Origin of the sequence: Stenotrophomonas sp. NPDC077421 (genome assembly GCF_049545505.1) — a bacterium.
Taxonomy (GTDB): domain Bacteria; phylum Pseudomonadota; class Gammaproteobacteria; order Xanthomonadales; family Xanthomonadaceae; genus Stenotrophomonas; species Stenotrophomonas nematodicola.
On sequence record NZ_JBMWDP010000046.1, the window covers coordinates 1 to 15025 of the forward strand.

Annotated in this window: 12 protein-coding genes, 2 tRNA genes and 5 pseudogenes; 9 read left to right on the plus strand and 10 right to left on the minus strand. The window is 65.4% G+C overall.

Annotated features, from left to right (window positions below; genetic code table 11):
• Together ACPEH1_RS18270 and ACPEH1_RS18275 are read left to right on the plus strand one after the other, a co-directional pair.
• Positions 1–2295, plus strand: a pseudogene (locus tag ACPEH1_RS18270) (hypothetical protein); the annotation flags it as partial.
• A gap of 1 nt (position 2296) precedes the next feature.
• A complete protein-coding gene (locus tag ACPEH1_RS18275) occupies positions 2297–2635 on the plus strand; it encodes a hypothetical protein (RefSeq protein ID WP_166472849.1) in 339 nt (112 codons plus the stop codon).
• A gap of 4 nt (positions 2636–2639) precedes the next feature.
• Here the strand turns inward: ACPEH1_RS18275 and ACPEH1_RS18280 are convergent.
• Positions 2640–3194: pseudogene (locus tag ACPEH1_RS18280) on the minus strand (SOS response-associated peptidase); the annotation flags it as partial.
• Here ACPEH1_RS18280 and ACPEH1_RS18285 point away from each other — a divergent pair.
• Positions 3180–3530 (plus strand): annotated as a pseudogene (locus ACPEH1_RS18285) (SOS response-associated peptidase family protein); the annotation flags it as partial. The pseudogenes ACPEH1_RS18280 and ACPEH1_RS18285 sit on opposite strands and share 15 nt — an antisense overlap.
• A 35-nt stretch (positions 3531–3565) precedes the next feature.
• Here the strand turns inward: ACPEH1_RS18285 and ACPEH1_RS18290 are convergent.
• From ACPEH1_RS18290 to ACPEH1_RS18300, 3 genes and pseudogenes are all read right to left on the minus strand, one after another.
• Positions 3566–4093 (minus strand): DUF4411 family protein, encoded by a 528-nt coding sequence (locus ACPEH1_RS18290; RefSeq protein ID WP_423716152.1) that lies wholly within the window; start codon positions 4091–4093, stop codon positions 3566–3568.
• A gap of 2 nt (positions 4094–4095) precedes the next feature.
• Positions 4096–5301 carry an ImmA/IrrE family metallo-endopeptidase gene (locus ACPEH1_RS18295; RefSeq protein ID WP_423716153.1) on the minus strand — a complete coding sequence of 402 codons (1206 nt, stop codon included), beginning with the start codon at positions 5299–5301 and terminating at the stop codon, positions 4096–4098.
• Between the two features lie 87 nt (positions 5302–5388).
• Positions 5389–5463 (minus strand): annotated as a pseudogene (locus ACPEH1_RS18300) (DUF4113 domain-containing protein); the annotation flags it as partial.
• A 267-nt stretch (positions 5464–5730) separates the two neighbouring features.
• Here ACPEH1_RS18300 and ACPEH1_RS18305 point away from each other — a divergent pair.
• Both ACPEH1_RS18305 and ACPEH1_RS18310 read left to right on the plus strand, forming a co-directional pair.
• A complete protein-coding gene (locus ACPEH1_RS18305) occupies positions 5731–6024 on the plus strand; it encodes a hypothetical protein (RefSeq protein WP_423716154.1) in 294 nt (97 codons plus the stop codon).
• Positions 6025–6082: 58 nt separating this feature from the next.
• Positions 6083–6697, plus strand: coding sequence for a hypothetical protein (locus tag ACPEH1_RS18310; protein WP_423716155.1), 615 nt, complete (start codon positions 6083–6085; stop codon positions 6695–6697).
• Positions 6698–6823: 126 nt separating this feature from the next.
• On the opposite strand, the gene ACPEH1_RS18315 is transcribed toward ACPEH1_RS18310, so the two are convergent.
• A tRNA-Phe gene (locus tag ACPEH1_RS18315) sits at positions 6824–6899 on the minus strand.
• Positions 6900–6982: 83 nt separating this feature from the next.
• The gene (locus ACPEH1_RS18320) at positions 6983–8179 is read right to left on the minus strand and encodes a YbfB/YjiJ family MFS transporter (RefSeq protein ID WP_423716156.1); all 1197 of its coding nucleotides are present in this window, start codon (positions 8177–8179) and stop codon (positions 6983–6985) included.
• Positions 8180–8263: 84 nt separating this feature from the next.
• Here ACPEH1_RS18320 and ACPEH1_RS18325 point away from each other — a divergent pair, with 84 nt between their 5' ends.
• Positions 8264–9088, plus strand: a complete 825-nt coding sequence (locus ACPEH1_RS18325) for an AraC family transcriptional regulator (RefSeq protein WP_423716157.1) — start codon at positions 8264–8266, stop codon at positions 9086–9088.
• A 13-nt stretch (positions 9089–9101) separates the two neighbouring features.
• Here ACPEH1_RS18325 and ACPEH1_RS18330 read toward each other — a convergent pair whose 3' ends face one another.
• Together ACPEH1_RS18330 and ACPEH1_RS18335 are read right to left on the minus strand one after the other, a co-directional pair.
• Complete coding sequence (locus ACPEH1_RS18330; RefSeq protein ID WP_017355241.1) at positions 9102–9503, minus strand: hypothetical protein; 402 nt, start codon at positions 9501–9503, stop codon at positions 9102–9104.
• Positions 9500–9691 (minus strand): hypothetical protein, encoded by a 192-nt coding sequence (locus ACPEH1_RS18335; protein WP_017355240.1) that lies wholly within the window; start codon positions 9689–9691, stop codon positions 9500–9502. The genes ACPEH1_RS18330 and ACPEH1_RS18335 overlap by 4 nt, the downstream gene beginning before the upstream one ends.
• Before the next feature lie 40 nt (positions 9692–9731).
• On the opposite strand from ACPEH1_RS18335, the gene ACPEH1_RS18340 reads away from it, so the two are divergent.
• Together ACPEH1_RS18340 and ACPEH1_RS18345 are read left to right on the plus strand one after the other, a co-directional pair.
• Positions 9732–10538 carry a hypothetical protein gene (locus ACPEH1_RS18340; protein WP_423716158.1) on the plus strand — a complete coding sequence of 269 codons (807 nt, stop codon included), beginning with the start codon at positions 9732–9734 and terminating at the stop codon, positions 10536–10538.
• A gap of 121 nt (positions 10539–10659) precedes the next feature.
• A complete protein-coding gene (locus tag ACPEH1_RS18345) occupies positions 10660–10827 on the plus strand; it encodes a hypothetical protein (protein WP_017355238.1) in 168 nt (55 codons plus the stop codon).
• Between the two features lie 72 nt (positions 10828–10899).
• On the opposite strand, the gene ACPEH1_RS18350 is transcribed toward ACPEH1_RS18345, so the two are convergent.
• Positions 10900–10975 (minus strand) — tRNA-Ala (locus ACPEH1_RS18350).
• 398 nt (positions 10976–11373) lie between these two features.
• On the opposite strand from ACPEH1_RS18350, the pseudogene ACPEH1_RS18355 reads away from it, so the two are divergent.
• Positions 11374–13671: pseudogene (locus ACPEH1_RS18355) on the plus strand (TonB-dependent receptor); the annotation flags it as partial.
• Positions 13672–13815: 144 nt separating this feature from the next.
• Here the strand turns inward: ACPEH1_RS18355 and ACPEH1_RS18360 are convergent.
• A complete protein-coding gene (locus tag ACPEH1_RS18360; protein WP_423716159.1) occupies positions 13816–14988 on the minus strand; it encodes a serine hydrolase domain-containing protein in 1173 nt (390 codons plus the stop codon).
• Between the last annotated feature and the right edge of the window lie 37 nt (positions 14989–15025).

Here is a 15025-nt window from a genome sequence, read left to right on the forward strand (position 1 = left end):
GCGTGGTGGTTCAAGATCACGGCGAGCGTGCGCGGCAAGCCCGGGGAGGGTTCCATCGTGGAGGGCACCCCGGGCAAAGTGCCGAACTACGCGGAAATGGAAGAGCTGAACCGGCAGATCGGTCAGGAGCGCATCGTCCGGTTCAATGAAGATCTTCGCGTGGCTGCCGCAGCGGCAGCCGACGCGACTGCCAAGGCCGACCTCGCTCGAGACGTCGCCGTGGCACGGGCGGATGCGGTGGCGGCACAGGTGGCCGATATCCTCGAGGCGGACGAATGGTCATTCGACGGCGTGTACCCCGTCGGCGATCTGGTGCAGGCCGGCGGTCGCCTGTATCGCGCTCGGGTGGAGACCAGCGGACAGCAGCCCGATCTGTTTCCTGCCGTGTGGGAGCTGATCGGCGAGTACGCATCGCTGGGTGAGGCAGTCGCTGGTGCGCTGTCCATGACCACCGTCAACGCGAGCGAGATCGAGGCCCAAGCCGCGCAGCTGCAGGCGATTCAGGTGCGTATGCCGATCGGGGCTGCCGCGGTCGCGAGTGAGGCCAGTGTTATCGCGGAGCGAAATGCCCGGGTGTCAGCCGATGAGGCCCAGGCGGGCCAGCTGCAGGCGGTGCAGGCGCGCATGCCAGCAGGTTCGGGCATGGTTGCAAGCGAAGCATCGGTCGTGGCCGAATCACAGGCTCGCGCCAGCGGCGACGCAGCGCAGGCTCAGCGGACAGACGCTGTCGTTGCACGCCTACCTGCCGGCGATGGCAGTCTCGCTTCCCAAGCGTCCGTGACTGCCGTCGAGCAGGCCAGTGTGGGCCGTGACAGCGCGCTTGGGCAGCGCATCGAACAGGTCAACGCAACGGTGGAGGGCAAGGCGGAGACGTCCGCGCTGCAGGTTCTCCGCAGTGAGGTTCAGCAGCTCGAGGGCGCCGTCAGCGCCAACAGCATCGCGATCACACAGGTAAAGGCTTCCACCGTAGCCAATCCCAACATGATCGCGAACCCCACGTGGCGCAGCGGCTTCGCCTCCTGGACTACCCCGGCGAGCGGCGGGGCGTACTCGGACGCCAGCTACGGACCATTCGCGGCGATCCACGCTACCGCCAGCAACGACACCTCCTATCAGTTCATCCCTGGGCCGATTACCCCGGGCATGCACACGTTGTCAGGCGAGATATTCCGCAACGGGCTGCAAGGCAATGCCCGTTTGGCGATCAGCGCGTACAACAACGACGGGTTGATCGGATCGGTCACCGCGCTGTCGGACCCGACCAAGCTCGGTGTCTGGACCAGGTACAGCTGCACGATCGACGTTCCCGCCGGCACCACCCGATTGCTTGTGGGCATCATCTGTGAGGTGACCGACGCCGTCTCGTCTTTCCGCCGGCTGAAGCTGGAGCAGGGCGCGGCGCCAACGGTGTGGAGCGACGAGGTGACCGTCGGCGGCACCGCGTCGGCCACGCAGGCCTTGGAGGTTCGCGCCACGACTCTGGAGAACGGCCAGAGCCAGATGTTCGCCAAGTACACCTGGGCGCTCGACGTCAACGGCCGCGCCATCGGCATGACCTCGGTGAACAACGGCACCATCGGCCGCATCGACATCGTGGCCGACCGCTTCGGAATCGTAGACCCGAACAATACCGGCAGCACCACGTTCGAGGGTGGCCGTTGGCTGACGCGGTCGGGCGGCCTTCTGCTGGCGCACGGCAAGCCATTCGGCATCTCGGGGGATATTCTGTTCTGGATCGGCGTCGGCTCAGACGTGAATGCCTGCAGCAAGGCGAACGGCCTGCTGTGGTTCGACAACAAGGGGGCCGGCTTCTTTGGGGGCTCACTCTCGGCCGGCATCCGGCGCAACGCCTACCGCTCGACGGCCGTCTCTACGACCGCGTCGGTGGAGTCGCCGCCGTTTGGCACCGGTGGAGCGCCAAAAACCGTCGTCTTCAGCCTGGCCTACTACAACTCCGGCTACCTGGATTCGGGTACGCCAGGCGTGGTCGCCAACAGCGTGATCATGACCTTGCAGCGCAGCTACAACGGCGGCGCGTGGGAGACCGTCAGTTCGATGCAGGTTGGCGGACAGACGTCGGTCTACTACGACGATCTGTGGGGGCGGTACAGCTACGAGGCGCAGGTCGGTGGAAGTGTCACGTTCACCGATGGCCTGCCTGGCACCGGGACGTTCGCCTATCGGGTGCTGCTCAGCGGCGCCGCCGGCCTGTGGCCGGTCACACTGGCCGAGGCCAACGGCAGCAACTTCCACATCGGCTCCCAGGAGCTGTCTTTGATCAGTACGGAGGCTTGACGTGGCAGTAATTAGCGAGAGCGAGCAGTTCGGCACGAAGGTGGAGGCGATCGCGCCTCGCATCGGGATCGACTGGAGCCCGTACACGAACGACGGGCCGGTGACCTTCCATTTCGAGAAGGTGACCACGCAGGCCGACGGCACGGTCTTGGAGCGCACCTTCCTCGGCGTGCTGCCGGCAAGGATCAGCGAGCTGCTGGCGCGGGACTACACCGTGAAGCACCCCGTCACCGGCGAGGAAACGGTGGAACCCGGGTGGAAGCTGATGGCCATGATCAAGGCGGCGACCGACGCGGTGTTCGAGGCGAGCGCACCGCCGGCGCTCCCGCCGCCCCTGTAGCCGCTCAGGCCACGGCCGCGAGCAGATCCTCGCGGTTGTTGCGGGGCGTGTTCACCGCGCGGCTGACGCGATAGGCCTCCATCGCCGGCGGCTGGCTGGCCAGCAGCATCGCCATCGCCGCATCGGCGTCGGCCGCGATCCACTCGTCGGCCTGGCCGGGGTTGAGCCACACCGGCATGCGGTCGTGGATGTCCGCCGACACGCCGCTGCTGTCGCCGGTGATCACGGTGAACGTGCCGAGGTTGTCTGGGTCCAGCAGGGGGCTGGTGTCTTCCCAGAGGCCGGCGGCCCACAGCGGCGTGGCCGCGTGGATGAACCACGGGTCCTTCTTCCCGTCCTCTTCGTTGACCGACCACTCGTAGTAGCCGGCCATCGGGATCAGGCACCGCCGCTTCTTGAACGCCGCGCGGAACGCCGGCTTCTCCGCGACGGTCTCGATCCGGGCATTGATCGTGGAGCCCTGGAGCTTCTTGGCCTTGGCCCAGAAGGGCAGGAGGCCCCACGAAAGCCTGGTGAGCTGCAGGCCGGTGCCGCGGTCAAGGATCACCGACGCGCGCTCATGGTGGTGGAAACCTTCTACGAGAACGTGGAAGGGCCGGGCGGCGGCAACCAGGTCGTGCAGTTCACGCCTCGCACGGGCGACCCCATGCTGGTGGCCTGCTTGTGGTCGCACTGGGTCGATCCCGCCGGCAAGGAGCCTGATCTACTGTCCTTCGCCGCGATCACCGACGACCCGGAGCCCGACGTCGCTGCTACCGGTCACGATCGGACGATCATCAACATCAAGCCCGAATAGGTGGACGCCTGGCTAAATCCGGACCCCGCCAATCTTGGCGCACTGTACGCCATCTTCGACGACAAGTGGCATCCGTTCTACGAGTACCGCGAAGCTGCCCAGATTCCAAGCCCTAAGTCGCGTTTATATGCTGGTCACTTAACAGGTTTGTTTCCTTTCCAAGCAGTCTTGAAATCAAGAGCGGCCATCATCTGGAAAGGTGTGCAATGTTGTACTCCGACAGCGTTACATGCGTCCGGAATCTTGCGGTTGTGCGGAGCAGCCCTTGGGGCGCTAACCTCATGCGTGACCACACAGCGATTTTGGGGGTCTTTCAGTGCATGGGCAACAAGGAAGGGGTCTTGTCCAACGGTTTGCAGCTGGACCTCCGTGAGTTCCAATGAATAGCCATTCGCCATCACGGTCGTGACCAGCTGCGGAGTCACTTTGTCGGCCAGTAAAATAGAAGCCTTATTGTCTTGATCGCTTGCCCAGGCGAAAAGCTCGTCTTTCTCGGCGTTATTGGAACCGTCCTTGATTTCTTGAAATATCTCGTGCGGCATTTTGATATTTCCGAGCTCTCCGTGATGGCGCAGCCAAGACCAGAATTCCGGGACCCAAGAGTGCCGGAAATAGGTGTTGGCCGCGTGCATGACAACGTTTGCGTCGACTAGATAAATCATAATTATGCGGCTCGTCCGTTTGCCGAATTCAGTAGCGGATAGACACTGCGCGGAGCAACGCCAAGTATCTTGCCCGCCTTCGTTGCACTCAATGTGCCCTCGGTAATTCCGCGATGCGCGGCATCCAAGAGTGCTTTCCCGAGTCTATGGCGACGAACCATGTAGTAGCTTGGGCCGCCCTCACTCTCTTTGGCTTTTCGCGCTTCCTTCTCGCTCTCTTTTTGTCGGCGCCACTCCGCACGGAAATGATCAGCCAATGTGGTCCATTGGTCGAAAGATAGCTTTCCGGAGGAGTACAGCCGATATGCCACCATCGTCATGCTTAGGTTGCGAGGCGACGCGAACCGGGAAATGTACTCAGAGATCGCGGCCGTGCTGCTGAGTGGCGGCACGTTTAATTCAATAAGTTCCTCGTTTGGGAGCAGGAAGGCGCTTGCAACTTCGTTGCAGAATCTCTCTGATTCGAGCTCGGATGCGAAAGCGCTAATGCCGGACTCCCCAAGCCAGATGTGGCTCGCCTCATGGAGTAGCGTGAAGCTCCAAGCCGGCTTTGCATCTTGGTCATTGATGATAATAAAGGGCGCAAGTGGGTCTGAGAGCGCGATCCCTCTGAACGCTGAGACATCAATGTTTGTGTGATGAGTTCCAAGGTTTCCGAGCAATACAACGAAAACCCCAATCGCCTCCAGCTTTTGCCGTAGGTAAGAAAAGGCAAGCTCTGGAGTCTTAAGAGAGCGGAATTCCTGCAGGCTTATGCCAGTTGTTTCGACAATAGAGCCGAGAACATCGGACCTAGACCTACTACCTGCCATCGCACCGACAAAATCGAGCTTGGGATGATCCTCCTCCTCAAGCATCGCGCGTACCAGCGACTGTCGTGTTTTGACGTCACGAAGGAGCGCTGCGATTACTGGCTCATCGCGAGAGGATCGCTGGGGCAAGGTCCGAAAGTCGTGAGACGATTCGTCCGCGCGCGGCGGGACGGGCAGGTAAAAAGCGAGGAGCGGTCGCCGGTAGACCTTGGACATCTTGCGAAGGATCGCCTCTGTGGGCTCGGTCTGCCCTTCTTCCAAGGCGTTGACCCGGACAGCGCCGCTCAACTTTCTGGTGTCGTTGATCCCAAGCTTAGACGCGGCAGCCTCAGGCGACATGCCAGCCGTCTCGCGTGCCCATTTCAGGATTTGTGGATTTACCGACGGCATGGCCATCCTGGCTCATTTGCTGTGGACGGCCGAATACTACAAGTTGGATCTCCAGATTGCCAATTGCCGCCGTTCATGGCAGGCGGTACGGCCTCAGCAACGCGCTCGGGGTAGATCGTGCACGGAGGTGGTAAAGCTAGGTGACAGCATGTGCTGCCGCATGTCCCAAGCGGGCTCTCCTGACCATCTAACGGCATCCTTGCTGACTGGTCGGAAGTGTAGGCACCGAAGGCCGGGTCCGAGCTTGCCCGGTGGGCGCCCCTGCCGTGGTGGCGCAACCTACCCCCGTCGGACTCGGGGTCATTGGCTGCTCAGTCCGGGGCGCCTGAGCCGCGTCGCGCCAGCGCCCTTCGCTCAGTCGAAAAGGCCGATCGCAGACCATGAGACCCTGTTTCGTATCCTGCGGCCATGCTTCCTCATGACTTCGAATGGGCGATGTCCCTCCCCAACCCAGACTGCCGGCCAGACGTGATCCGGCACCGGGGGCAGTGGGTCGTCAGGCTCCACCAGCGGGTGGACAACGGGACGTGGTTTGCCGAGCTGGACGTGCAGCGGGAGCGCCGGCCGAAGAGGCTCTGTGAAAGCTACGACACCGGCATCATCGGTGCCGAGCTGTGGGTTGAGCGCCACCAGGACCGGCTGCGAACTGAGGTGCTGGCCAAGTACGCAGACGCCAAGTTCCCGATCAAGCAACTAGGGGCGACCGACGGGCCACCGCCTGCGGCGTAGACGGAGGCGGCGCCAAGCCGCAATAGTGGCGTCTAGCCTTGGACCTACCCCATACCCCATGAGCATCCTCAACGTCTTGCTGCGCCCTGACAAGCTGCTGGTGGCTGTCGACACCCTGGCGCAGGATGCGCACACGGGACAGCAGTCCCGAGGCGCCAAGCTCCTGCTCATCCCCCAGCACTACCTCGTGCTGGCCTGTAGGGGCTCGGCTCAGTTCTTCCTGAGGATCTACGAGCTGTGCCTGCAGGCCAGCTTCCGCGCGGACTTCACGATGGAGCAGCTCATGGCAGAGCTGGGTCTGGTAATCGACAAAGTATGGCCAGCCTACGTGGAGGCCGCCGATAGGGCAGGGCTGCCGCGAAGCGACCTGCACACGGAGCTGGTTCTGGGTGGCTGGTCGCCGAAGAATGGCCGGATGATGGCTACGGCCTACGCCAAGGACGCGGGCGGCGCGGCAGCAGTGGTCCAGATACTTGCCGGCGGTCTCGCGTCACCAGGAGAGCCGCTGCGTGGCCGGCCAGACAGCTTCGACGCAGCTGCAGTCGCGGAGGCGGGCCGGCTCCAAGCTGTGTACCTCAACGATCGGACCGGGCGCGCGGTGGCGGGTGGTAGCTTGCTCGTGGCCAGGCTCTCGCGCGGCCTAGCGACGGTCGAGGAGATCGGTCTGCTGTAGACGTGCGGAGCTGGCGCTGTGCGCTGGACGTGGAGTGCAGGCGAGCTCTCACCCCCAATGATCCGTGCAAATTCCGTGCAACTGGCAAAAGAAAAGGGCTCGCATTGCTGCGAGCCCTTTGAATAGTGGTGGCCGAGGACGGAATCGAACCGCCGACACGGGGATTTTCAATCCCCTGCTCTACCAACTGAGCTACTCGGCCACTTCATCGCTGCGTTGCCGCTGGCGAGGACGCGAATAATACGGAGGTCTGAGAGGTTCGGCAAGCCTTTCATCAAAAAAATTTCACATTTGCTGCTGAGGGTGCCGCGCGGCCTCGCGCATGCCGGCCAGCAGCACGATGCCGATTGCCATGAGGATCGTCGCCAGCAGCAGCGACGCGCGGTAGGAACCGCTGTCGCGGGCGAGCATGCCGGCCACCGCCGGCGCGATGATCTGCGCCACGCCGTAGCTCAGCGTGAGCGTGGCCATCGCCGCAGCAGGGTTCTGTGGATAGTGGCGGCCCACCACGGTAAGCGTGAGGCTGACGATGCCGGCGAAGGTGATCCCAAACAGCAACGCGCTGCCGACGCCCGCAGCGAGGCCGTCGTCGAGCAGCGGCAGCACGAACGACAGGGCCTGCAGCGCGAAGGCGACCCACAGCGCGCGGATCATGCCCACGCGCGCAGCCAGCCGATCCCACAGGAACGTCGACGGCACCGCCGCCAGGCCGACCAGCACCCATACCGCACTGCCATGCCCGCTGAAGACGGCGGTCTGTTCGAGTATGGCGACGATGAAGGTCGCGCCAATGGCGAAGCCGAAGCCGGCGCAGAAGTAGGCAGCGACCAGGAGCACGCGCCAGCGCCGTGATGGCGGTGGCGGCGCGCTGGCCAGGTGTGCCGCCGACGGCGCGGCGGGTGCCGGCATCCAGCGCCACGCCGGCACCAGGAAGACCACGCCGAGCAGCCCCAGCCAGACCCATTGTCCGCTCGAACCGGCGTGCCCGGCCAGGAGCGCGGTCGCCAGGCCGGACACCGCGATACCCAGGCCGAGCCCGGCGAAATGCAGGCCAAGCCGCGGTCGTCGGCGCTGCGCCAGCAGCCAGTTCAACACCAGCCCGGAGGCCAGCAGCAGGCCGGCGGTACTGGACATGCCGGCGATGAAGCGCAGCACGCTCCAGAGCCACGGCCGGGTGGTGCAGCCCATGAGCGTCGTGGCGGCCACCGCGAGCAGCAGGCCGGCCCGGTAGAAGCGGAACCGGCGCTGCGGGTCGCCGACGCGCGCCACCAGCAGGGTGCCGAGCAGGTAGCCCAGGTAGTTGAACGTTGCCAGCCAGCCGCCCTGCGCGGCGCTCAGCCCGGCATCGGCGCGCATCAGCGGCAACAGCGGCGTGTAGGCGAAGCGGGCCAGACCCACGGTGAGTACCAGGGCGCAGATGCCGGCGCCGATCACCTGCCAGGGGTGCAGCGACGACGGGGACGGCGGGGAGGGCAGGGTCATGGTGGTTGAGGGGGCGGGCGGCGGCAGCCCCATCCTCGGCGACATCGCGCCGGCTGTCTTTCGATAGAATGACGCATCATGTCGATGAAACGACTCTCACTGCCCGCCCGGTCGGCGCCGTGGCGCGACGTGGCGGTGCCGCCGCTGCCTCGGCTGGCCTGGCCGGTGGTGGCACGCAGCCAGCAGCTGGCCGCCGGGGAGCGCTTCCCCCCGCATGCGCACGGCTGGAACCAGCTCGTGTTCGCGACCGAAGGCGTGCTGCAGGTCACCGCCGCGCATGCGCGTTACGTGATCTCACCGCAGCAGGCGCTGTGGGTACCCACCTCGACGGTGCATCACACCGGTGCCTTGAGTACCGCCGCGTTCCGCAACCTGTATGTTGCCGATGACGCGGCCCCGGGCATGCCCGATCACTGTGTGGTAGTGGATGCGTCACCGCTGCTGCGCGAATTGATCGTCGAACTTGGCCGCACCGACCCCGCGCATGACGCGGCCTGCTACAGCGCACTGTGCGCGGTGATCTGCACGCAGCTCCCACGCCAGACGCGCCACGTGCGGCACCTGCCCTGGCCGCAGGACGCGCGCCTGCAACGGTGGTGCCAGCGGTTGTACGACCATCCCGGTGATACGCGCGACCTGCCGGCCTGGGCGCTGCGGATGGGGATCTCCGCGCGCACGCTTGCGCGTCACTTCCAACGAGAGACCGGCATGAACGTGCGTGCATGGCGGGCGCGCCTGCGCCTGCTGCGCGCGATGGAGGGGCTGGTGCAGGGGCGCTCGCCGACCACCATCGCGCATGAACTCGGCTACGCGTCGGCATCGGCGTTCAATTACATGTTCCGGATCGAAACCGGCATGACCCCGCTGCAATGGCGCCGGGCGCGGCAGGGCACGGACGCGCCGGGCTAGCGACGCGCGTCGCTCAGGGCTGCACCGGACAGGCCAGGTTGACCAGCCGGTCGTTCTCAAAGCGCGCGCGGATCTCGCCGCCGCCGACTTTGTCGGCTGTCCACCAGGCGGTGGTGCCGGCGTCCCGCAACGGGTTGCCCAGTTCGAAGTACACGTGCCGGCGGCTGTCGCCGGGTTGCACGCGTCCGCAGTGCGTGATCGGCGATGCCATCTGGCCGCAATCGCCCTGCAGCAGGCACAGGCGGGTGTAGCACTGCCGCGCACCGGAAGACCAGTGGCCCTGCGCAAGCAGACAGCCCGGCTCGGTGGTCAGCACGGCCCAGCATGCCAGTCCGAACACGGTGGTGGCCGACATCAGCGCGAGCAGCAGGTAACGGCGCAGGTGGCGGTGGAGATGGGCGGTGACGGGGGTCATGGCGCCATGATGCGCCACTGCAATGCTGTGGTGTTGCCGGATGTGTCGATGTCCGTCGCGCAAGACGCGCGGCGGGTGGCCAGCATGGCATCGACGGAATGCTGGTCCGCCGCATCCCCGCGCGGGGCGGCAGCGCCGGCGGTCGGGTGGTGGGGTGCTCGCATTGCCATGCCGCGCGCCGTGGCCATGCGAAAATCCCGCGAATTACTCAAGGAGCGGGGGGAAAGCATGGGATTTGTGATGTTCATCGTGGCGCTGGGCCTGGACGCAACGGCGTGGTACCTGATCGCCGGGAAAGTGCTGGCAGGCAAGTCCGTACCGGTCCGCCACGGCGCGGGCCTGGTCGCGGCGCTGGCGGCGTTCATGGCCGCGTTGATCGTGATGGCGATCGCTGGCCTGATCAAACCAATGGAACCTGTCGAGCTGACCCCGGCCCAGGCCGAGCAGGTCAAGGAGCGCCAGGCCGAACGGGCGCAGCAGGATGCCGAGCGTGACGCACGCAAGGCCGGCCGCGCGTTCGAGGCCTCCAAGGACAAGACGTTGAAGGAGATCGCCGAGACCGGTCCTGCCAAGGCGCGCACCTTCGCCGAAAGCTATGCGGCCATGAATGGCGTGGACGAGGCGTCGCGCGAGGCGTTCTACCTGTGCCTGGGCGACTACATCGGCAGCAAGGATGGCCAGCTCAAGGCAGGCGATGTGCTGGGCTGGTGCCTGAACGATTTCAAGCACGACCCCGCCAGGTTCGTGGCCGAGAAGTCACGCTACGATTACTTCAAGGTGCGCAGCCAGTTCAGCGCGTGGGACGGGTCCAGCTACAAGGTGGATGCGTTCATCAAATCCACGATGGAGAATCCGGATTCCTACAAGCACGTGAGCACGCGTCATCGCGTCAGGGTCGATCCCACCGAGACCTTCGTGCTGGTGGACACCACCTTCCGCGGTACCAATGCCTTCGGTGGCGTGGTGACCAACCAGGTGCGACTCAAGGTCGATCCTGCCACCGGCGACGTGCTGGACGTGCTTCACGCGCAGTAAGCCGGCGTGCGGCAACCGGCGTCGATCCGGTTGCCGCGCCTGCGGTGACATGCGCGTCACGGCCGAACCGCCACGCTGGTGCCATCGGGCCCTGCCGGGCCTGCCACCGTGAGCATCGACCATGAGCAGCACGCAGCAACCGCGAAAGGATGACCAGCAGGGCATCCAGGAAAGCCAGCAGGATCGCAAGCAGGACGAAACCGCCAAGCAGCGGCCGGGCCAGCACGATCAACAGGTGCACGACGCCAACACACGGCGCCCGACGCGGCAGGACCAGGCGCCGGAGTAATCCGCCGGCGGCATTGCGCAGGACGCAAAAAAAACCCCGGGAACCATGTTCCCGGGGTTTTCTGTTGAATAGTGGTGGAGCCAGGGAGGATCGAACTCCCGACCTCGTCATTGCGAACGACGCGCTCTCCCAGCTGAGCTATGGCCCCACGGATGGTGCGAACCGCATGGTACCGGCCGAGCCGGTGAACCACGCGACAGGCCTAGTGTAGCGCTGCCACGTCAGGGCTGCAAAGGGGGCCGGTCCTGGGCGGCACGGGCGTCTGCGGCCACGGTCTGACCTTCCGGACCGGGCGCGTGCCGGGCATAATCCGCGCCACGCATCCTGGCAGCAGCCAACCGATCAGGGTCGGGGATGGACGGCCGTCCCCCGCATCGCCCTGAAAACAACCTGCAACATCCGCGCAATATCGTGCCGCATCGCTGCGCAACCAGCGGTGCTGTCGTTGTTTTCCTGCGTGCGTCGCACGCCACCCAGTTCAGTACTGCCCGAGACCCCTGCATGCCTGTCAATCGCACCACCTCCGTGTCCCTGCGTCATTCTTCGCGCCGTGTTGCTGTAACCGGACCGCTGCCGCGCCGTCATGCCCTGGCGCTGGCCTGCGCCACCGTCTCGCTGCTTGGCCTGGCCGGCGCCGCCTCGGCCCAGGACGCGAGCCCGACCTCGCTCGACGCGATCACCGTGACCGCCGATCACCGCGAGCGCAATCTGCAGGAGGTGCCGGTGTCGGTCGGCGTGGTGCAGGGCGAGCGCATGCGCGACTACACCGCCGGTGGCGACGACACGCTGCTGGCGCTGTCGGGCAAGGTGCCGAGCTTCTATGCCGAAACCACCACCGGCCGCATCTTCCCGCGCTTCTACATCCGCGGCCTGGGCAACATCGATTTCTACCTGGGCGCCTCGCAGCCGGTGTCGATCATCCAGGACGACGTGGTGCTCGAGCACGTGGTGCTCAAGTCCAATCCGGTCTATGACGTGGACCAGGTCGAAGTGCTGCGCGGTCCGCAGGGCACGCTGTTCGGCCGCAACACCACCGCCGGCATCGTCAAGTTCGACAGCATCAAGCCGAGCCAGGACTACAGCGGTCGCGTGCAGGCCAGCTATGGCACTTACGGCAGCGTGGCGGTGGACGGCGGCTTCGGCGGTCCGATCAACGACATTGCCTCGTTCCGTGTCTCGGCGCTGTATCAGCACCGCGACGATTACGTGGACAACACCTACACCGGCCCGAGCGCCGATGGCACGGTCTCGCCGAAGAAGAATGCGATGGGCGGCTTCGACGACCGCAACGTGCGTGCGCAGCTGCTGCTGCAACCCAGCGATGCCTTCTCGCTGCTGGCCTCGGCGCATGCGCGCGATTACGACGGCACCTCCACCCTGTTCCTGCGCAGCGCGCTGACCAAGGGCTCCAACAAGACCGACGTGCCGCGCGACAAGGTCGCCTATGACGAAGCCGGCAACAACCCGCAGGCCTACAAGACCTACGGCGGCTCGATCAAGGCGGTCTACGATTTCGGCAACGTGTCGCTGACCTCGATCACCGCCTACGAAACCACTTCCGGCTACAGCCGTGGTGATACCGACGGCGGCGCGGCGGTGAACTATCCGGTCAACGGCGTGCCGAACGGCTACGGCCAGTCGATGGGCCAGATCCGCGATCTGGACCAGTGGACCCAGGAAATCCGCTTGGCCAACGGTGACGACAACCGCCTGAAGTGGCAGGTAGGCGCGTTCTACTTCGATGGCCGTGACACCACCGATTTCTACCAGCGCGCCTGGTTCCTGCAGGGCAATGCGCGCAATCCGAACAACTGGGTGCGCCTGCGCAACGTCAATACCTCGTGGGCCGGTTTCGGCCAGATCAGCTATGACGTCACCGACAGGTTCACGCTCACCGCCGGCCTGCGCCAGACCCGCGACGAGAAGCACACCCGCCTGCTGAAGACCGCCGATACCGCCGCCGGCGTGGTGACCTACAAGGGTCGCACCGACGTGGAGATGTCCGATACCACGCCGAGCTGGGATGTCAGCGCGATGTACGCGTTCAACCCGCAGCTGAGCGTGTATGCGCGCGTGGCGCGCGGCTTCCGTGGCCCGACCATCCAGGGCCGCTCGGCCGTGTTCAATGCCGACTTCACCACCGCGGACTCGGAAACCATCCTGTCCTGGGAAGCGGGCATCAAGAGCAGCCTGTGGGACAACCGCCTGCGCGTGAACGCCGCCGCGTTCACCTACGTGGTCAACGACATCCAGCTCAACGGCAACGACTCGGACGGCAACGGCGTGCTGTTCAACGCCGACAAGGCCAAGGCCTACGGCCTGGAAGCAGACATGGAACTGCGCCCGGTGCCGAACCTGAGCCTGAGCGCCGGCGTCAGCCTGCTGCACAGCGAGATCCAGGACGACCGCGTGTATGCGCAGGTGTGCGCCCTCAATGGTGCCGTGGTGTGTACGGTGAACGATCCGACCATCAAGGTCGGCGCGAACACCTTCGCCCAGATCAACGGCAACCCGCTGCCGAACGCGCCCAAGTACAACATCAACCTGGCCGCGCGTTATGACGTGCCGGTCAACGACAGCGATGTGTTCTTCGTGTCCACCGACTGGAACAGACAGGGTTACACCAGCTTCGTGCTGTACGACTCGGCCGAGTTCAACTCCAAGGGCAGCTTCGAAGGTGGCCTGAAGCTGGGCTACTCGGGCAACTATGGCGCCTGGGAAGTGGCGTTGTTCGCACGCAACATCACCAATGAGAAGAACCTCAAGGGTGTGATCGAAAACTACATGGCGGCGGTGTACAACGAACCGCGCACCGTGGGTGTTTCGCTCAACATGAACTGGTAACGGACGGGCATCGGCGCCGCGCAGCTGCGGTGCCGACGTCGCCTGTCGCACGCCTCGACAACGCCCTGCCCAAGCAGGGCGTTGTCGTTTCCGGTGTGCGTCGATCGCCGCCGCGTTGGGTCACGGACCGCGGCCCACGCCGTTCTACCTTGCGGCGGGCGCGGCCAGCGGCGGTGACAGTTCGGCGAACAGGCCACCCAGTACGCCCATCGTGGCCTTGTCCGCGCCCATGTCTTCAGCCGCATTGGCGATGGCGATCACGGCATTGTTCTGGCCGGGGAACAGCACCACCCACGCCAGCCAGTTGCCATCCGAGCCGCCGTGCACGAGCACGGGCCCCTGGCGCCCGGCGATGGACGGCTGCACGCCCCAGTCCAGGCCCGATCCGCTACCCGGCTGCGCGGTCTGCATCAGTGCGTAGGACGCCGGGGTCAGCAGCGTACCCTTGCCCTGGCTGCCGGCAAGCTGGTCGATCGCGAACAGCGCCAGGTCCTGCAGGCGCATGTGCAGGTTGCCGGCGGCGGTGTAGATCGGCGGCACGCCGTCGTCGGCCTTGCGCGGTGCGGTGGTCACCGGCTTGCCGGCGCGGTGGCCCAGCGGCTGGTTGCCGCGCGTCGGGCCGAAGCCGGCGCCCGTCATGCCCAGCGGATCAAACACTTCGCGCTGCATCAGCGTTTCCACATCCTTGCCGGTGGCGTGCTCGGCAATCACCGCGGCAATCAGGAAGCCGCTGTTGCTGTAGGCGAACTCGGTGCCCGGCGCATGCACCGGCGCGTCGGCCAACGCAGCCTTGATATACGCCTCACGCTGCACCGGCAGCGGCCGGGCGTCGGTGAAGAAGGCATCCAGTGCGGCCGCATCGGTCAGGTTTTCCGGCAGGCCGGCGCGGTGCGACAGCAGCTGTACCAGAGTGACATTGCGGTACTCCGGGCGCATCTGCGCCGACAGTTCCGGCAGCATCGTCGACAACGGGGCATCCCACGTCAGCACGCCCTGTTCGACCAGGCGCGCGATCATCGCCACGGTGATCGGTTTGCCGGTGGAGCCGATCATCCACTGGTCGTCGCGGGTGGCTGCGGTCTTGGCGTCGCTGCGGCGCACACCGCTGACCGCCTGGTCGGCGACTTTGCCATCGCGGATCACCAGCACGCCCATCGCGGGGGTGGCGGTGCCCTGCATGGCGGTGGTGATGCGCGCATCGAGCGTGTCGGCAGCACCGGCGCTGCCGATCGCCAGGATCAGCCCCAGTGCCAGCAACGCGCGCAGGCCTCGCGTGCCACTGGGAACCACGGTCCATCGTGTCCGGATCGATTGCATGGGAATCCTTGCAGGGGTGGCGGTGAAGCCACTCTTG